This window comes from Azospirillum sp. UENF 111221, from assembly GCF_058780625.1.
This window is the reverse complement of the sequence record NZ_JBSNCH010000005.1, coordinates 1,835,001-1,851,510: the sequence shown is the minus strand read 5'-3', so window position 1 is coordinate 1,851,510 and position 16,510 is coordinate 1,835,001. Positions and strand designations below refer to the sequence as shown.

The following is a 16,510-nucleotide window of genomic DNA, read 5'->3' as shown; positions in this document are numbered from 1 at the left end:
ATAGCGTTCAACCGATCTCTTTGGTAACTAATAGTGGAGATGGAGATCATTATTGTTCATAATGCCGTCATGCCCAGGAATCTCGACACGACCCTGCTGCGCAGCTTTGCCGTGGTCGCAGACCACGCCAGCATGACGGCGGCAGCCCAGAACCTGAACCTGACGCAGGGGGCGGTCAGCCAGCAGATTGCCCGGCTTGAAGCGCTGGCCGGCGGCCCCCTGTTCATCCGTGACCGCGGCGGATTGCGCCCGACCGCATTGGGGGAGCGTTTGCTGGGGAAATCCCGGCGGTTGCTGGCGCTGAACGACGAGATTTGGGCAGACATCACCGGCGGCGCCATCGACGGGCCGGTGCGGATCGGTGTTCCCTACGACCTTGTCGCTCCCTGCATCGCCCCAATGCTGCGGAGTTTCACCGCTGCCTTTCCGAAGGTCGAGCTGACGCTGATCTGCGGATCGTCCCCCGAACTGGCGGGCCGCATCGGCGATGGCGATCTCGACCTTGCGCTGGTCGAGGAGCCGGTGGAGGCGGCGCAGGGCGAGCATCTGCTGATCGACCGTCTGGTCTGGGTCGGTGCGCGCGGCGGCAATGCTTATGCCGCGACCCCGCTGCCATTGTCGCTGGTGGTGGAAACCTGCGTCTTCCGGCCGGCGGTGATGGCGGCGCTGCGCCGACAGGGGCGGGATTGGCGCAGCATGTTCGAGAATGGCGGGCTGGACGCCACCTTCGCCACCGTGCGGATGGATCTCGCGGTCTCGGCCTGGCTGGCCTTCACCGTGCCGCCCGACTTGGAAATCCTGCCGGCGGACAGCGGTCTTCCCGACCTGCCGTCCTTCGCCGTCACGCTGCATCGGCCGGTCCGCACGCCCTCGCTGGCGGCGGCGGAACTGGCCCGGCAAATCCGCGACGCCTTCGCCCGGTTCAAGCGGACGGGCTGACCGGTCCCACGGCCCAGCCCGCCCGTTCGACCCGGTGGCGCCCTATCCTTACTTCCCCGCGCGCCGCAGTCCTTATTTTGCCGCGCGGCGGCGCTCGATGGCATCCCACAGCAGGGCTTCCAACTGCACGCCGTTCAGGCGGTTGATCTCCTGGATGCCGGTGGGGGAGGTGACGTTGATCTCGGTCATGTAGTCGCCGATCACATCGATGCCGACGAAGACCAGACCCTTCTCGCGCAGCACCGGGCCGATGGCGTCGCACATCTCGCGCTCGCGCGCGGTCAGCTCGGTCTTTTTGGCGCTGCCGCCGGCATGGAAATTGGCGCGGGCCTCGCCCTCCAGCGGCATGCGGCTGACAGCACCAGCCGGCTCGCCGTCGACCAGGATGATGCGCTTGTCGCCCTGGCGGATTTCCGGAAGGTAGCGCTGGACAATCACCGGCTCGCGGTAGAGCTGGGTGAACATCTCCAGCAGGGAGCCGAGATTCTCGTCGTCCGGCTTCAGGTGGAAGACGCCGGCGCCGCCGTTGCCGAACAGCGGCTTGACGATGATGTCCTTGTGCTCGGCCCGGAAGTCCAGGATGGCCTGCTTGTCGCTGGTGATCAGCGTCGGCGGCATCAGGTCGGGGAATTTGGTGATGAACAGCTTTTCCGGCGCATTGCGGACCTCGGCCGGGTCGTTGACGACCAGAACCTTGGGCTGCACATGCTCCAGCAGGTGGGTGGAGGTGATGTAGGCCATGTCGAAGGGCGGGTCCTGCCGCAGCAGGATGACGTCCATCGTCGACAGGTCGGTCATAACCGGCTCGCCCAGCGTGTAGTGGGCGCCGCGCTGGCGCACCACCGTCATTTCGCGCACGCGGGCGGTCAGGCGGTTGCCGGTCAGGATCAGGTCGCGCGGGTGGTAGTGGTACAGGCGATGGCCACGCTTCTGCGCCTCCAGCGCCATCATGAAGCTGGAGTCGGTGTCGATGTTGATCGACTCGATGGGGTCCATCTGGAAGGCGACGGCGAGGCTCATGACGGGTCCCTCTGGAACGGGGTCAGTTCAGGCGGTTCTTCAGTTGCTGGATCAGCGAGGCGGTCTGGTGCCGGTGATGGTCGTCACCGGTCAGGGCCATGAAGGTTTCCAACGCGGTGATGGCGTCCTTCAGATTGCCGGCATGGGCTTCCAGAAGGCCGGTCTCGCGCCACAGCGCCGGCTCGTGCGGGGCGAACAGGCGCATCGCCTCCAGCACCTCCAGCGCCTTCGGCACATCGTGCGCCGACAGGTGGCGCAGCTTGATGTTGTTTTGCAGGCGCAGCAGCACGTCGCGGTTCGACACCGGCTGGTAATGGCCGGGTTCCAGCTCGGCGGCGCTGCCGGCGGTGGCCTTCAGCAGGTCGCGCAGGTCGACGACGCTGCGGGTCTGCCCCTCGTTGAAGGGATCAAGGATGGCGCGGGCGCCGTCCTTCTCGATGCGGACCAGGAAATGGCCGGGGAAATTCAGCCCGACCATCGGCCAGCCCTGCGAGCGGGCGGCATGCATGTAGAGGATGCCGAGCGCCACCGGCAGGCCGCGCCGGCGGTCGACCACCCGCAGCAGGTTGGCGTTCTGCAGGTCGTCGTAGGTGTCGTGGTCGCCGGAATAGCCGTGGCGTTCGCCGATCACGGCGTGCAGATGGGCGATGCGCGCTTCCAGGCTATCGCCCGCGGCCTTGTCCTCTGCCGCGACGCGGGCGGCCAGATCCTCGACGATGGCGCGGATATGGGCGCGGTAGGGGGCGAGGTCGGCGCTCGGCAACTCCAGCGCGCCCAGAGCCAGGGCGGCTTCGGCCAGATCGATCTCGTCGTCCGGCTGGTCGCCGATGCGGCGCAGGATTTCGCGGGCTTCCGCGCTGTTGCTCAAGACTGTCGCCCCTTCAAATTCATCCCCTCACAGTCTCCAGGCATCGACCAGATGACGGGGCCAGGCCCAAGGGGTAACCAGCATCACGTCGAAGCGCAAGACATAGCCGGCATAGCGTGGGTTGGCGCCGAGGAAGGCATGGGCGGCGCGGGCGAGCCGGCCGCGCTGGCGGGCATTCAACGCTTCGTTGGCGGTGTCCCAGTCGCCGCGTGCCTTCACCTCGACGATGGCGATGGTGCGGCCGCGTCTGGCGACGATGTCGATTTCGCCCATCGGCGTGCGCAGGCGGCTTGCCAGGATGCGGTAGCCGCGCAGCCGCAGCGACAGGCGGCACAGCGCCTCCGCCCGGCGGCCCAGGCTTTCGGCACGCAGGCGCCGCGCATCCAAGTCGGTCATTTCGTCCTTTCCTCCCGCTGCAGTTCCAGCGCGCGGGCATAGACGGTGCGCTTGTGCTGGCCGGTGCGGGCGGCGACATCGGCGGCGGCATCGCGCACCGACAGGCGGGTCAGCGCCTCGCGCAGCAGGGCGTCGACATCGGCTTCGCCCGGCGTCGCCTCCTCTCCCGGCGGGCCGATCACCAGCACGACCTCACCGCGCGGCGGGCCGGCCTCGGCATAATGGGCGGCCAGCTCTGGCAGGGTGCCGCGCCGCACCTCCTCGTACAGCTTGGTCAGTTCGCGGGCGACGGCGGCCTCGCGCGGGCCCAGGATGTCGGCGAGGTCGGCCAGCGACTCCGGCAGGCGCTGCGGCGATTCGAAGAAGACCAGCGTGGCGGGCACGCCTTTCAGCTCACCGGCGGTGGCGCGCCGCGCGCTGCTCTTGTTCGGCAGGAAGCCGGCGAACAGGAAGCGGTCGGTCGGCAGGCCGGACAGCACCAGGGCCACCAGCGGGGCCGATGCGCCGGGCAGGGTGGTCACCGCCACCCCCTCCGCCACGCACTCCCGCACCAGCTTGTAGCCGGGGTCGGAGACCAGCGGGGTGCCGGCGTCGGTGACCAGCGCGATGGCCTCGCCCTTTTTCATGCGGCCGATCAGGATCGGACGCATCTTTGCAGCGTTGTGCTCGTGGTAGGAGACGAAGGGGGTGTGGATGCCGTGGATGCCCATCAGCTTGGCGGTAACGCGCGTGTCCTCGCAGGCGATGGCGTCGGCCCGCTTCAGCGTGTCGAGCGCGCGCAGCGTGATGTCGGCGGCGTTTCCGATGGGGGTAGCGACGACATACAGCCCGCCCGCGAGTTTACTTGGCGCGGCGAGGGGGCTACCTTGAACGCCACTTTCGGCCGGCTCGGTGGGGACCATGCCTTGGGTCTCGCCTTCGGTATCGGCGGCCGTTTCAGCAGATGTGGAGACGATTGGTGGCACGCTTGGCAACAGCTTTCTCACAGGGTCTGAAACGTCACGGCGTGGCAGCCTTGCTGGTCGCCGGCCTGTTGTCGGCCTGTTCGACTGTAAGCGCGCCGCCGCGGGTGGCACAAGCGCCGCAACCGGTCCCGGCTCCGGTGGCTCCCCTGCCGGAAGCGCAGGGCCCGATCAAGGTGGCCGTCCTGGTGCCGCTCAGCGGGCAGAGCGCCGCCATCGGCCAGGCCATGCTGGACTCCGCCCAGATGGCGCTGTTCGACATGGCCGGCGATCAGTTGCAGCTTCTGCCGCGCGACACCAAGGGCACGCCGAACGGCGCGGCCGACGCCGCGCGCCAGGCGCTGGCCGAGGGCGCCCGCCTGATCATCGGCCCGCTGTTCGCCGCCGACGTCGCCGCGGTGCGGCCGATTGCCCAGAATGCCGGCGTCGACGTTCTGGCTTTCACCAACGACGCCACCCAGGCCGGCAACGGCACCTATGTGCTTGGCTTCGTCCCGGCCGATCAGGTCAACCGCGTTGCCGGCTATGCCCGCTCGCGCGGGGTGACGCGCTTCACCGTGCTGGCGCCGCGCTCGCCCTATGGCGACGCGGTGGTGAACGCCATGCAGCAGATCGCACCGAAGCTCGGCACCATGACCACGCAGGTCGAACGCTACGATCCGGCGGTCACCGACCTGTCGGTCCCGGCCAAGCAGGTGGCCCAGGAAACCCCGCAGCCGCAGGCGGTGATGCTGGCCGAAGGCGGGCAGCGCGCCCAGGGCATTGCCCAGGCGCTGGCCGCCAACGGCGTGCAGCCGCAGCAGGTCAAGCTGCTGGGCACTGGCCTGTGGGACGACACCTCGCAAGGGGCGCTCGGGCAGGAGCCGGCGCTGGTCGGCGCGCTCTATGCCGCACCGGCGCCGCAGACCCGCGCCCGCTTCGAGTCGCAGTTCGAGCAGGTCTATGGCCGCAAGCCGCCGCGCATCGCCACGCTGGCCTATGACGCCACCTCCATCGCCGCGGTGCTGACCCGCACCGGCGGTCCGGTGCCCTTCGACCGCATGGCGATGACCAACCCGAACGGCTTCGAGGGGCTGGACGGCCTGTTCCGCCTGCGCGCCGACGGCTTGGTCGAACGCGGACTGGCGGTGATGGAGATCACGCCGACCGGATCGCGCGTGATCGATCCGGCCCCGCCGTCCTTCGAGATACTCGGGCAATAAGGAGACACGCTCTCTCCTCCGGGAAGAGAGGCTGGAAATGAAAACGCCGCGGCCGTCATCGGGACGGACCGCGGCGTTTTCGTTTCCCAGGTAAGGATACACGGGGATCGTCGCCGTGTGTCCCTTTAACCCCGGCCTTACTCTCCAAGGGAGAGTGGGGAAAACCTCCGGCTGGGAGACGATGTGTGCGACGCTATCCTTACTTATGCCCGTGCCCGCAGGTAGGGGGTCAGGCGCCATTCGGCGAACTTGATCAGGCGGGTGGCGATGAAGTTCAGCACCAGATAGATCACGCCGGCGACGATGAACAGCTCGAAGACCGCGAAGGTCTGGGCGATCATCCGGCGAGCGATGCCGGTGACCTCCATCAGCGTGATGGTGCTGGCGAGCGAGGTCGCCTTCACCATCAGGATCACCTCGTTGCCGTAGGCCGGCAGCATCTGGCGGATCGCCACCGGCAGCACGATGCGGCGGAAGGCGAGCGCCCGCGACATGCCGCAGGCCCGTGCCGCTTCCACCTGTCCCTGCGGCACCGACAGGATGGCGCCGCGCAGCACCTCGCTGGTGTAGGCGCCGGTGTTCAGCGTCAGCGCCAGGATGGCGCACCAGTAGGGCTCGCGCAGGAAGGGCCAGAGGAAGCTGTCGCGGATGAACTCGAACTGGCCGAGCCCGTAATAGACCAGGAAGATCTGCACCAGCAGCGGGGTGCCGCGGAAGATGAAGACATAGGCCGCCGCCAGCGTCTCCACCACGCGGTTGCCCGACAGACGCAGCAACGCCACGCCGAAGGCGACCAGCGCGCCCAGCGCCAGCGATCCGACGATCAGCTGCAGCGTCAGCGACAACCCGCCGAGCATGCGGGGCAGGCTGTCCCACATCAGTTGCCAGTTCATGGCCTCAGGCCCTCCGGACGCCGCGATTGGCGGAGATTTCGGCGCGGTTGAACAGCGCCGTCGAAATGGTGGTCAGCATCAGGTACAGCACGGCGGCGGTACTGTAGAACAGGAAGGGCTGGCGCGTGGCGCCCGCCGCCAGATGGGTGATGCGCATCAGCTCGGCCAGTGCCGTCACCGACACCAGCGCCGTGTCCTTCAGCGTCAGCTGCCAGACATTGCCGAGGCCGGGCAGGGCGAAGCGCAGCGTCTGCGGCACCAGAACCCGGCGCAGGATCAGCCAGCGGCTCATGCCGCAGGCGCGCGCCGCCTCGATCTGGCCGAAGGGGACCGACTGCACCGCACCGCGGATCACCTCAGTCGAGTAGGCGCCGGAGATCAGCCCGACCGCCAGCACGCCGATGGTGAAGGCATTCAGGTCGACCCGCCCGTCATAGCCGAAGGCGGCGGCGATGGAGGTGGCGACGCCGCTGCCGCCGAAGAACAGCAGATAGATGACCAGCAGTTCGGGGATGCCGCGCACTATGGTGGTGTAGACATCGGCCACGACGTTCAGCGCCAGGGAGTGGCTGAGCTTGGCCGAGGCGCCGAGCGACCCGACGAGGATACCGAAGGCGAAGGCCGACACGGCGACCGCGACCGTCATCGCGGTGCCCATCAGCAATTGTCCGCCCCAGCCGTTGGGACCGAAGGAAAGGAGTTCCAGCATTGGCACGCCCGGTAAGGCCCGCCGGGCGCGGCGCGGAGCGCCGGCCGGACGGGGGTCAGCGAACGGAGGTTACTGAACGACTGGCGCCCGGTCGCCGTGAAGGTCGCCGGGCGCCGTACCGGTCAGACAGGCGGACCTGTGGTCCGCCTTGCTTCGCCCCCTTACTTGGTGGGCGAGATGTCGTAGCCGAAATGCTGGGTGCTCAGCTTCTTGACGGTGCCGTCCTTCAGCGCCTCGCCGATGGCCTTGTCGAACATCGCCTTCAGGTCGGCGGTGTCCTTGCGCAGGCCCACGCCCATGCCTTCGCCAATCACGCCGCCGATGAAGTTCGGGCCGACGATGACCATCTTGTCCGGCGTGGCCTTCACCACCGCCTCGACGACCGAGCGGTCGCCCAGCATGGCGTCGACGCGGCCGGAGCCCAGGTCGATGCCGGCATTGTCGATCTTGTCGTAGGTGCGCATGGTCACCTTCGGCAGATGCTTGTCCATGAAGTCGGCCTGGATGGTCGACACCTGGACACCGACCGACTTGCCCTTCAGCGCTTCGGCCAGCTTGTCCAGGACCGGCTTCGCCTTGCCCTGGTCGTTCAGGTCGACGCGGTCGGCGCCGAGGTTCAGCGCCTTGGCCAGCGGCGAGCCGGTCACCACGGCGAAGACCGACGGCTCGGTGCCATAGGGGACCGAGAAGTCGATGACCTTCTTCCGCTCGTCGGTGATGGTCATCGCCGACATGATGGCATCGTACTTGCCCTGCTGCAGGGCCGGAATGATGCCGTCCCAATCCTGGGCGACGAACTCGCAGGTGACCTTCATGCGCTTGCACAGGTCGTTGCCGAGGTCGACCTCGAAGCCGGTCAGCTTGCCCGAGGTGTCGGTGGCGTTCCACGGAGGATAGGCGCCCTCGCTGGCGATGCGGACCGTCTTCCATTCCTTCGCACCGGCGGCGCCGGCAGCGGCGACGGCCATCATGGCGCCGAGCGCCAGGGCCGAAACGATCTTCTTCAAGGAACACACTCCTCTGTTCGGTTCGCCCGTTCTTTGGCTCCTGTTGGGAGCCGGGCTGTTTCTGACGGTCCGGTCCTGCCCTCTGCCTCGTCCCCTCACGCCGCGCCGGACAGATGGCGCGAGAGGAACTGCCGCACCCGGTCCGAGTCGGGGTTGGTCAGCACCTTGTCGGGTGACCCCTCCTCCTCGATCCGCCCCTGGTGCAGGAAAACCACCTTGGACGCCACTTCGCGGGCGAAGCCCATCTCATGCGTCACCAGGATCATCGTGTTGCCTTCGTCCGCCAGCTGGCGGATGACGCGCAGAACCTCGCCGACCAGTTCGGGGTCGAGCGCCGAAGTCGGCTCGTCGAACAGCATCACCTTCGGCTGCATGGCGAGTGCGCGCGCGATGGCCGCGCGCTGCTGCTGCCCGCCGGAGAGCTGGACCGGATAGCTGTCGGCCTTCGCCAGGATGCCGACCTTGTCCAGCAGCATGCGGGCGCGGTCGATGGCCTCGGCCTTCGGCACGCCCAACACATGGACCGGTGCCTCGATCACGTTCTGCAAGATGGTCATATGGGTCCAGAGATTGAAACTCTGGAACACCATGCCGAGCCGGGTGCGGATGCGTTCCACCTGCCGCGAGTCGGCGGGGATGCTGGCGCCGCCGCGCGTCTTCTTCAGCGCGATGGCCTCGCCGCCGATCACCACGCGGCCGTCGTCCGGGATCTCCAGCATGTTGATGCAGCGTAGCAGCGTGCTCTTGCCCGAGCCGGACGAGCCGATCAACGTGATCACGTCGCCCTCGCGGGCGGTCAGCGACACGCCCTTCAGCACCTCCAGCTCGCCGAACCGCTTGTGCAAATCCTCCACGGCGACGGCGGCGGGTGCGGAATCGCTGACGGGCGGATGGCGATGCATGCGGGAGAACCGGCTGGGTTGTGGAGGCTGGCTATGGTCTGACCATTACGGCACAGGCTAGACCGGGGCGCAGGGGTTCCGCAACGCGGATTTCACACGCCGCGCGCGTTGTGCCGCTTGTGTCGGAAAATGGTGCGTCACCACAACAATAGTACCAGAATTTGCGGTCCCAGGATACGCAGACACATCGCCAGCGGGTAGACGGTGGCGTAGGCCAGCGCCGGAGCCTCCGACGCGACCAGCGCGTTGGCATAGGCCAGCCCCGGCGGGTTGGTCTGGGCGCCGGCCAGGACGCCGCAGATGGTCAGGAAGTTCAGCTTCATGACACCGCGCGCGACCAGCCCGGTCAGCAGCAGCGGCACCAGCGTTACCAGCACGCCCCACATCATCCAGGGCCAGCCGGCGCCGCTGGCCAGCGTGGCGACGAAGCGGTCGCCGGACGCGATGCCCAGCACGGCCAGGAACAGGATGATGCCGATCTCGCGCAGCGCCAGGTTGGCGGCAGGCGGCATGAACCAGACCAGCGGCCCGACATGGCCGATGCGGCCCAGGATCAGGGCGACGATCAGCGGGCCGCCGGCAAGGCCGAGGCGCAGCGGTGCCGGCATCCCCGGCAGGAAGATCGGGATGGCGCCCAGAGCCGCACCCAGCGCGATGCCCAGGAACATCGGGATCATCTCCACCTGCTGCAGCTTGCGGGTGGAGTTGCCGAAGATCTGCCCGACGGCGGCGAGGCTGTCCGGTCGGCCGATCACCGTCAGGATGTCGCCGAACTGAAGCTTCAGCGCCGGGGTCGGCACGAGCTCCACGCCCGACCGGTTGACCCGGCTGACAACCACGTCATGGGCGTCCTGGAGGTTCAGCGTGGCGATCGACTTGCCCAGAACCGCGTTGTTGGTGACGACGATGCGCTCCCACTTCAGGTCGGTGCCCTTGGTGGTCAGCGGCCGGTCGAACTCCTGTCCCAGCAGGGCGCGCACCTGCTCCAGTTTCGGCCGTGGCCCGACCACATGCAGCACGTCGCCCAGCTTCAGGCAGGTCCCGTCATGCGGGACGCAGAGCTTGCCGTCGCACAGCAGGCGCGACGCGACCACCCCCTGGCCGCACAGCAGGTCGATGGAGCCCAGCGGCCGGCCGGCAAGCTCCGGATTGCGGACGGCCAGATCCATGGTCTCCAGCGTCGACACCTCGGCCCGGCGGCAGTCCTCGAAGCGGGTGGCCTCCGCCTCCGGGTCGATGCGGAACAGGATGCGGACGGCGGCCATCGACAGCAGGTTGCCGGCGATGCCGAACGGGTAGGTGACGGCGAAGGCGAGGCCGGGCAGGGCCATCACCCCGGCCCCGGCCCCGACTTCAGTCAGCACCTGCTGGGTGGCGGCGAGCGCCGGGGCGTTGGTCACGGCACCGGCGAACACGCCCAGCGAGGAGCCCAGCGATAGCGCGCCCGACGACACCAGCACCGCGGTCAGCAGGATGCTCGATCCCACCATCAGCAGGGCCAGCCCGTTCAGGGCCAGCCCGGTCCGCCGGAGTGCGGCGAAGAAGCCGGGACCGACCTGGATGCCGATGGTGTAGACGAACAGGATCAGCCCGAAGTCGCGGATGAAGTCCATCATCTCCGGATTGAAGGCGATGCCCGCCTCCTTGGCGATGTGGCCGCCGGCGATGCCGGAGAACAGCACGCCGCCGATGCCGAGCCCGACACCGCGGATCTTGATATGGCCGAGCGCCACGCCCGCCGCCGAGACGAGACCGAGCATGAACACCACCCGCGCGATCGGCGGCATGGCCTGGAGGATGTCTGCGAAGGCCGACATGGGACAACTCGCTTCCTGAACACATTTGGGCAGACACCGCCGCAATCACGAGGAAACCCGGAGGGTGGCGGCGGTCCCCGTTCGAGCGGGGGCATGACAGCGCCACGATGCGGCAGGACAGCGACCAAGGCGTTGATTCAGAACAAGCGTCCGGCCTTTAGCCGTGACAATCCCGGCACCCGGCGCTGCGGTGCACGCATGGGAGCGCAGCGCTGCGGAGGCCGCGTCGCGTCATCGGGTAGCATCCGTTTCCTCGAACTCCATCCAAATTTTGCCACTTTCTTCCCGTACACGATAACCCAAGCAACCGGCCCCAGAGGTCGCGCGCATCGGCGTTCCCCCTAGCGCCATCGCTGCGACGAACGAAGCCGTTCCACAAGGTATCGACCGGCCGGACCCGGCCGGACGCAAGGCCATCGCGAGAACCCCCTCGCGGTGGCCTTTTCTTTTGTCCCGCCTCCATTGACCCGCTGTGCCCATTGAACCGATGCGTCGGTTGACCGCTGGGGCGACCGCATTCTCGCTCCGGCTTTCCCGCTGCCCTGTGCTATAGCAGCGCCTCCCTCAACCGGAAGCGCGACCCGTCCCCATGCCCGTCTTTGCCGGATCAGAGCTGACCTGTCTGCGTGGCGACCGGCTGGTCTTCACCGGGCTGGAGTTCCGCATCGCTCCCGGCGGCGCGTTGGTTCTGCTCGGTCCCAACGGCAGCGGCAAGTCCAGCCTGCTGCGGGTGATGGCCGGGCTGCTGAAGCCGCTGCGCGGCACGCTGGGCTGGGACGGGGTGTCGGTTGCCGACGACCCGGATGCCCACCGGGCGAAGGTGCAGTATGTCGGCCATCTCGACGCGGTGAAGCCGGTGCTGACTGCGGCGGAGAACCTTGCCTTCTGGGCGGCGCTGGCCGGGGCCGCCGATCCCGCCGCCAACGCGCGGGCCGCACTCGACCGGCTTGGGGTGCCGCACATCGCCGGGGTGCCGGGCCGCTACCTGTCGGCCGGTCAGAAGCGCCGGCTGAACTTGGCGCGGCTTCTGGCCGCACCGGCGACCCTGTGGCTGCTGGATGAACCGACCGTGGCGCTCGACCGCGCCGCCATCGCCCTGTTCGAAGGGTTGATCGCCGAACATCGGGCGCAGGGCGGCATGGTGGTGCTGTCCACTCACACCGACATCGCCACCCCCGGCGGCGAGGAACTGCATCTGGACGAGTTCACCCCTTACGCCGACGAAGAGGCCGGCGATGAGGATGTGGGCGACGAGCATGAGGAAGAAGGGGCTGGGCCATGAGCCGTTTCCTGCGTCTTGTCGCGCGTGACCTGCGGCTGGCGTTGCGCCAGGGATCGGACGCCACCATCGCCGTCATGTTCTTCGTGCTCTGTGTCGTGCTGTTCCCCTTCGGCGTCGGTCCGGAGCCGAACATCCTGGCCCGCATCGCCGCCGGCGTGATCTGGGTGGCGGCGCTGCTCGCCTCGCTGCTGTCGCTGGAGCGTCTCTTCCAGACCGATTACGAGGACGGCTCTCTGGAGCTGCTGTCACTGTCCTCCCTACCGCTGGAGGCCGCGGTGCTGGCGAAGACGCTGGCCCATTGGCTGGTCACCGGTGTGCCGCTGATCGTCGCCGCCCCGCTGTTGGCCGTCCTGCTGAACATGGACGCGCAGGGGTTCGGCGTGCTGGTGCTGACCCTGACGCTGGGTACGCCGATCCTCAGCCTGATCGGCGCCATCGGCGCCGCGCTGACATTGGGGGCGCGGCGTGGCGGCGTTCTGCTGTCGCTGCTGATCCTGCCGCTCTACATCCCCGTGCTGATCTTCGGCGCGGGCGCCATCGACGCGGCGATCAACGGGCTGACCCCGCGCCCGCACCTGCTGCTGCTTGCTGGCATCCTCGCCGCCGCCCTGCCGCTCGCCCCCTGGGCGGGGGCTGCGGCGCTGCGGCAGGCGGTGGAGTAGGGCGGGAGCGGCGGCGGCGCTTAAGACTTCGGCGCCTTTTCCGGCAGCAGCGTCTCGATTGCCTCGCGCACCCTGTCCGACTCGGGGTCGGTCATGGTGGAAAACCAGGACACCAGCTTGCCGTCCGGCCCCACCAAATATTTGTGGAAATTCCAGCGCGGCTTGGCGAGGAAGCCAAGCTCGTCCGCCGCCCAGCGGTAGAAGGGGTGGGCGCTGTCGCCCGATACCACCGTCTTGTCCGCCATCGGGAAGTCGATGCTGTAATTGACCTCGCAGAAATCCTTGATCTGGTTGGCGCTCCCCGGCTCCTGGCCGCCGAAGTCATCGGAGGGCACGCCGACCACCACCAGACCGCGATCGCGGTAGCGCTGCCACAGCGCCTCCAGCCCTTTGTATTGCGGGGTGAAGCCGCATTGCGAAGCGGTGTTGACCACCAGGATCGCTTTGCCCTTGAACTGCGACAGCGGCAGCGGCTTGCCGTCGATGCTCTGGAAGGTGAAATCGTAAGCGTTGCTTGCGGCCATGGCGCCGGCGCCTCCCATCATGGAAAGGACTGCCGCCATGGCGACGGTGCGAAGTCTGGCTCGGACGGTCATCGGCGCGGCTCGGTGGGTGGGGTGGCGGTTGGGATGAGGTCATCCTTGCCCATACGATGCCTGATACGCGGCCAAGTGCCCATCGGATCATGACGGCACCACCCGACTGCGCGCTTCATCCGGTCTAGCCCCTTCGGACGGGTAGCGGTGGCCGCCGTCGATCAACAGCTTCATGAGTAAGGACGCACGGCACCCTCCCGCCGCCGTCCGTTCAGCCAACCCCCTCCACCGCACAGCGCCCAAAAATGTCCCACCCGGTCGAACCTCAGCCTGAGCATAAGCGTTTATCCCATCGAATTGGGTATGTGGCCGTCCGCCCGGCGTCCGCGCTTCCCGTTGCCGATGCAAACCCATTCCAGGAGAACAGGTCGATGAACGCCGGAGCCGCCATGCAGGATCTCCAGATGCCGCGGACGGCGATACGCCGGGCTGTCCGTGCCGCCGCAAAGGCCGCCGGTGTTGCCGGAACGATGTTGATGCTCGGTGCCGCGCTGTCTGCGCCGTCGCTTGCCGACCCCGGCGAGCATGGCCGTGGCCATGGCTGGGGCCATCACAAGAAGCATCACCATGATGATCGTCCGGTCGTCATCTATGGCGCGCCGCCGCCGGTGGTCGTCGTGCCGGCCCCGCAGCCTCCGCCGCGCGTCATTTATGCGCCGTCCTATGCACCGCCCCCGGTCATCTATGCCCCGCCGCCGCCGCCGGGCGTCAGCGTCCAGATGAACATTCCGCTTCGATAACATTCTTTGCTTTTCGAGCACCCCGGCTGGCCGGTCTACCCGGTCGCTGGGGCGTTGCGCTGTCGGACCGCCCCGCTTGGGCTGTGACCATCCTGTGCTTTTCCGTCGCGCTCGGGCTGTGCATTTGTCCTCCTGTGCACGGAGCCCAGCGACACCTTCACCGCCCCTCCTCCCTGCACCCGTTGAAAACCCTTACTCCTCAGTCCTTTCGTGACAGGGCACTCCTGCATCGGTAGGATCGCGCGGCCTGTCGCGAAGGCGGTAGGCCGTTCGGGTGATTCACGGAAACTCAACCGATGTCCGGCCATCTGTCAGCCGGCAGCATCTTGCGGCCCGTGGTCGGTATGGGGAGGGGAGAGACCGAATGTTCGTGATGATCGGCTTCGGCATCGTGATCTTCAGTGTGTTCGGTGGCTACATCCTCGGCGGTGGCCACATGGGCGTGCTGTGGATGCCGTTCGAGTTCATGATCATCCTGGGTTCCGGTGCCGGCGCCTTCTTCATCGCCAATCCGAAATCGGTGGTCACCCACACCGGCAAGGAGCTGGGCCACCTGTTCAAAGGCCCGAAATACAAGAAAGAGGACTTCCTGGAGGTCCTCACCATGATGTACCAGGTCTTCAAGATCGCGAAGACCAAGGGCCTGCTGGCGCTTGAACAGCACATCGAAAAGCCGGAGGACTCGCCGCTTTTCCAGCAGTTTCCGAAATTCTACGGCGACCATCACGCCATCGCCTTCCTCTGTACCTATCTCCGTCTGATGTCGCTGGGTGCGGACAACCCGCATGAGCTGGTCGACCTGATGGACGAGGACATCGAGACGATGCACCACGAACACCAGCGCATCGCCGATGCCATTCAGGCGGTGGCCGACGCCGTGCCGGCGCTTGGCATCGTGGCGGCGGTGCTGGGCGTGATCCACACCATGGGCTCGATCACCGAGCCGCCGGAAGTTCTGGGCAAGCTGATCGGCGGCGCGCTGGTCGGCACCTTCACCGGCATTCTGGTCGCCTACGGCTTCCTCGCGCCCATCGCCAGCGGCCTCAAGAACGTCTATCACGCCGAGGGCAAGTATTATCAGGCGATGAAGACCGGCCTGATCGCCCATTTGTCCGGCTACGCGCCCGCCATTTCGGTTGAATACGCCCGCAACGTGCTGGAACCGGAATACCGTCCGACCTTCGCCCAGGTGGAAGAGGCGACCTCCGCCCTGCCGCCCGCCTGATCCGGCCACCTGAACTTTCGGAAGACGCCGATGCCGGACATCGACATCGCCTGGAACGAGGGCACCGTCGGCGATTGGGATGCGCTGTTCGCCCGCGTTCCCCGCTCCACCCTGCTGCAGAGCTTCGCCTATGGCCGTGCCATGGGCCGCACCTATGGCCATGTCCCTCGCCTGGGCGTGATCAACCGTGATGGCGAGCCGATCGGCCTCGTCCAGACACTCGACCGCCGCATGCTGAAGCTGTTCCACGACCGGCAATGCTACCGCGGACCGCTGTGGCTGGACGGTACAATCCCCGATGCCAATACGCTGGAGGCGGTGTTCCGCCTGTTGCGCCGCGCCTGTCCAGGCAATCCGCTCAGCCGCGCCAACCTGCTGCCTGAACTCCCGGCCGGACTGGAGAACGAGGCGCTGCTCGCCCGCTGCGGCTTTCGCAAAGTCGGCCCCGGCTATCGGACCGTCTGGCTGGATCTGACGCGGAGCGAGGAGGCGATGCATGCCGGCCTTGCCCGCGATTGGCGCAAGCGTCTGCGCGGGGCCGAAAAGGCCGGCCTCGTCCTCGACGTCGACTGGAAGGCCGACAACCTGCCTTGGCTGATGAAGCGGGAGCATGACCAGGCGCGCGAGAAGGGGTTCCGCGCCATGACCGGGCCGCTGGCGGTCCGTCTGCGCAACGCCATGGTCAAAGGCGGCGGCCGCAACAACGGGGCGTTGATGATCACGGCGCTGGACGGCAGCGCGCCGGCCGCCTGCTGGCTGTTCTTCCGTCATGGCGTCTGTGCCACCAGTCAGATCAGTTGGGCCAGCGAGGCGGGGCGCAAGAACGGCGCCACACGGCTGGTGCTGTGGAAGGCGATGCAGGAATTGAAGCAGCGCGGCGTCCGAGCCCTCGACCTCGGCGGCATCAACCCTGATACGGCTCCCGGCGTCACCGAGTTCAAGCTCGGCACCGGCGGCGAGGCGGTGGAGACCGTCGGCCAGTATCGTTGATAGCCGGTGTCACTGATGTGCTTTGCCTGATGATGGCCGCAGCGGTTCCGGCTATCCTTACCTGCGCGCCGACACGTCAACGCTTTCGCACGGGATATCCGCCATGTCAGACCTTGAACCCCTGAAGCCCGGCGAAGCCGACGTCGCCATCGAACGCGCCATGCAGCAGCGGCCGAAGGCGATGATCATCCGCGACAGGTTGCAGAAGATGGTGGAGAACGAGGACACCGCCCGCCAGTTCGTCGGCGCCATTCGCAACATGATGAACAAGGAATAGGCGCACCGGCGGTCCTCTCCACC

The 16,510-nt window shown here is 67.4% G+C and carries 18 protein-coding genes; 8 read left to right on the top strand and 10 right to left on the bottom strand.

The genetic code is table 11. The annotated features are described in order from the left end of the window. The first annotated feature begins 69 nt into the window (after nucleotides 1–69). Nucleotides 70–939 (top strand): LysR family transcriptional regulator, encoded by an 870-nt coding sequence (locus tag ACWPN3_RS23400; protein WP_109096899.1) that lies wholly within the window; start codon nucleotides 70–72, stop codon nucleotides 937–939. 72 nt (nucleotides 940–1,011) lie between these two features. Here ACWPN3_RS23400 and gshB read toward each other — a convergent pair whose 3' ends face one another. Genes gshB through rsmI form a run of 4 tightly spaced genes read right to left on the bottom strand, consistent with a single transcriptional unit; the run spans nucleotide 1,012 to nucleotide 4,125 of the window. Beyond that, nucleotides 1,012–1,959, bottom strand: a complete 948-nt coding sequence (gshB, locus tag ACWPN3_RS23395; RefSeq protein WP_109096900.1) for a glutathione synthase — start codon at nucleotides 1,957–1,959, stop codon at nucleotides 1,012–1,014. 22 nt (nucleotides 1,960–1,981) lie between these two features. Beyond that, nucleotides 1,982–2,827 carry a SirB1 family protein gene (locus ACWPN3_RS23390; protein WP_109096901.1) on the bottom strand — a complete coding sequence of 282 codons (846 nt, stop codon included), beginning with the start codon at nucleotides 2,825–2,827 and terminating at the stop codon, nucleotides 1,982–1,984. A gap of 27 nt (nucleotides 2,828–2,854) precedes the next feature. Next, on the bottom strand, nucleotides 2,855–3,223 hold the full coding sequence (locus ACWPN3_RS23385; RefSeq protein WP_109096902.1) for a YraN family protein: 369 nt from the start codon (nucleotides 3,221–3,223) through the stop codon (nucleotides 2,855–2,857). Then, a complete protein-coding gene (gene rsmI, locus ACWPN3_RS23380) occupies nucleotides 3,220–4,125 on the bottom strand; it encodes a 16S rRNA (cytidine(1402)-2'-O)-methyltransferase (RefSeq protein ID WP_492241309.1) in 906 nt (301 codons plus the stop codon). The genes ACWPN3_RS23385 and rsmI overlap by 4 nt, the downstream gene beginning before the upstream one ends. A 104-nt stretch (nucleotides 4,126–4,229) precedes the next feature. On the opposite strand from rsmI, the gene ACWPN3_RS23375 reads away from it, so the two are divergent. Further along, the gene (locus ACWPN3_RS23375) at nucleotides 4,230–5,387 is read left to right on the top strand and encodes a penicillin-binding protein activator (protein ID WP_492241308.1); all 1,158 of its coding nucleotides are present in this window, start codon (nucleotides 4,230–4,232) and stop codon (nucleotides 5,385–5,387) included. A gap of 203 nt (nucleotides 5,388–5,590) precedes the next feature. On the opposite strand, the gene ACWPN3_RS23370 is transcribed toward ACWPN3_RS23375, so the two are convergent. The 5 genes from ACWPN3_RS23370 to ACWPN3_RS23350 form a co-directional block, all read right to left on the bottom strand. Then, on the bottom strand, nucleotides 5,591–6,280 hold the full coding sequence (locus ACWPN3_RS23370; protein ID WP_492241307.1) for an ABC transporter permease: 690 nt from the start codon (nucleotides 6,278–6,280) through the stop codon (nucleotides 5,591–5,593). Nucleotides 6,281–6,284: 4 nt separating this feature from the next. Next, nucleotides 6,285–6,989: an ABC transporter permease gene (locus ACWPN3_RS23365; protein WP_098740968.1), complete on the bottom strand. Its 705-nt coding sequence runs from the start codon at nucleotides 6,987–6,989 to the stop codon at nucleotides 6,285–6,287. 161 nt (nucleotides 6,990–7,150) lie between these two features. Further along, entirely contained in the window at nucleotides 7,151–8,005 is an 855-nt protein-coding gene (locus tag ACWPN3_RS23360) for a lysine/arginine/ornithine ABC transporter substrate-binding protein (RefSeq protein ID WP_255636334.1), read from the bottom strand. Nucleotides 8,006–8,091: 86 nt separating this feature from the next. Next, nucleotides 8,092–8,898: an ABC transporter ATP-binding protein gene (locus tag ACWPN3_RS23355; protein WP_109096908.1), complete on the bottom strand. Its 807-nt coding sequence runs from the start codon at nucleotides 8,896–8,898 to the stop codon at nucleotides 8,092–8,094. Nucleotides 8,899–9,035: 137 nt separating this feature from the next. Further along, a complete protein-coding gene (locus ACWPN3_RS23350) occupies nucleotides 9,036–10,715 on the bottom strand; it encodes a putative transporter (protein ID WP_492241306.1) in 1,680 nt (559 codons plus the stop codon). A 589-nt stretch (nucleotides 10,716–11,304) separates the two neighbouring features. On the opposite strand from ACWPN3_RS23350, the gene ccmA reads away from it, so the two are divergent. After that, entirely contained in the window at nucleotides 11,305–11,997 is a 693-nt protein-coding gene (ccmA, locus tag ACWPN3_RS23345) for a heme ABC exporter ATP-binding protein CcmA (protein ID WP_492241305.1), read from the top strand. Further along, a complete protein-coding gene (gene ccmB / locus ACWPN3_RS23340; RefSeq protein ID WP_395458927.1) occupies nucleotides 11,994–12,659 on the top strand; it encodes a heme exporter protein CcmB in 666 nt (221 codons plus the stop codon). Before ccmA ends, ccmB begins: the two co-directional genes overlap by 4 nt. A gap of 20 nt (nucleotides 12,660–12,679) precedes the next feature. Here ccmB and ACWPN3_RS23335 read toward each other — a convergent pair whose 3' ends face one another. Further along, nucleotides 12,680–13,255, bottom strand: coding sequence for a glutathione peroxidase (locus ACWPN3_RS23335; protein WP_492261770.1), 576 nt, complete (start codon nucleotides 13,253–13,255; stop codon nucleotides 12,680–12,682). A 371-nt stretch (nucleotides 13,256–13,626) separates the two neighbouring features. Between ACWPN3_RS23335 and ACWPN3_RS23330 the strand changes: the two genes are divergently transcribed. The 4 genes from ACWPN3_RS23330 (at nucleotide 13,627) to ACWPN3_RS23315 (ending at nucleotide 16,487) form a co-directional block, all read left to right on the top strand. Beyond that, a complete protein-coding gene (locus ACWPN3_RS23330) occupies nucleotides 13,627–13,995 on the top strand; it encodes a hypothetical protein (RefSeq protein WP_492241303.1) in 369 nt (122 codons plus the stop codon). 364 nt (nucleotides 13,996–14,359) lie between these two features. Continuing rightward, nucleotides 14,360–15,220, top strand: a complete 861-nt coding sequence (motA, locus tag ACWPN3_RS23325) for a flagellar motor stator protein MotA (RefSeq protein WP_098740974.1) — start codon at nucleotides 14,360–14,362, stop codon at nucleotides 15,218–15,220. Nucleotides 15,221–15,250: 30 nt separating this feature from the next. Further along, a complete protein-coding gene (locus tag ACWPN3_RS23320; RefSeq protein WP_109096911.1) occupies nucleotides 15,251–16,210 on the top strand; it encodes a lipid II:glycine glycyltransferase FemX in 960 nt (319 codons plus the stop codon). 103 nt (nucleotides 16,211–16,313) lie between these two features. Continuing rightward, entirely contained in the window at nucleotides 16,314–16,487 is a 174-nt protein-coding gene (locus ACWPN3_RS23315; RefSeq protein WP_158285370.1) for a hypothetical protein, read from the top strand. The last annotated feature ends 23 nt before the right edge of the window (nucleotides 16,488–16,510 follow it).

Excerpts from the sequence above, each read along its gene's own strand:
- gshB (WP_109096900.1), bottom strand. The coding sequence starts at position 1,959 with ATGAGCCTCGCCGTCGCCTTCCAGATGGACCCCATCGAGTCGATCAAC.
- ACWPN3_RS23385 (WP_109096902.1), bottom strand. The coding sequence starts at position 3,223 with ATGACCGACTTGGATGCGCGGCGCCTGCGTGCCGAAAGCCTGGGCCGC.
- ACWPN3_RS23330 (WP_492241303.1), top strand. The coding sequence starts at position 13,627 with ATGAACGCCGGAGCCGCCATGCAGGATCTCCAGATGCCGCGGACGGCG.
- ACWPN3_RS23355 (WP_109096908.1), bottom strand. The coding sequence starts at position 8,898 with ATGCATCGCCATCCGCCCGTCAGCGATTCCGCACCCGCCGCCGTCGCC.
- rsmI (WP_492241309.1), bottom strand. The coding sequence starts at position 4,125 with ATGGTCCCCACCGAGCCGGCCGAAAGTGGCGTTCAAGGTAGCCCCCTC.
- motA (WP_098740974.1), top strand. The coding sequence starts at position 14,360 with ATGTTCGTGATGATCGGCTTCGGCATCGTGATCTTCAGTGTGTTCGGT.
- ACWPN3_RS23370 (WP_492241307.1), bottom strand. The coding sequence starts at position 6,280 with ATGAACTGGCAACTGATGTGGGACAGCCTGCCCCGCATGCTCGGCGGG.
- ccmB (WP_395458927.1), top strand. The coding sequence starts at position 11,994 with ATGAGCCGTTTCCTGCGTCTTGTCGCGCGTGACCTGCGGCTGGCGTTG.
- ACWPN3_RS23365 (WP_098740968.1), bottom strand. The coding sequence starts at position 6,989 with ATGCTGGAACTCCTTTCCTTCGGTCCCAACGGCTGGGGCGGACAATTG.
- ccmA (WP_492241305.1), top strand. The coding sequence starts at position 11,305 with ATGCCCGTCTTTGCCGGATCAGAGCTGACCTGTCTGCGTGGCGACCGG.
- ACWPN3_RS23350 (WP_492241306.1), bottom strand. The coding sequence starts at position 10,715 with ATGTCGGCCTTCGCAGACATCCTCCAGGCCATGCCGCCGATCGCGCGG.
- ACWPN3_RS23320 (WP_109096911.1), top strand. The coding sequence starts at position 15,251 with ATGCCGGACATCGACATCGCCTGGAACGAGGGCACCGTCGGCGATTGG.
- ACWPN3_RS23335 (WP_492261770.1), bottom strand. The coding sequence starts at position 13,255 with ATGACCGTCCGAGCCAGACTTCGCACCGTCGCCATGGCGGCAGTCCTT.
- ACWPN3_RS23400 (WP_109096899.1), top strand. The coding sequence starts at position 70 with ATGCCCAGGAATCTCGACACGACCCTGCTGCGCAGCTTTGCCGTGGTC.
- ACWPN3_RS23315 (WP_158285370.1), top strand. The coding sequence starts at position 16,314 with ATGTCAGACCTTGAACCCCTGAAGCCCGGCGAAGCCGACGTCGCCATC.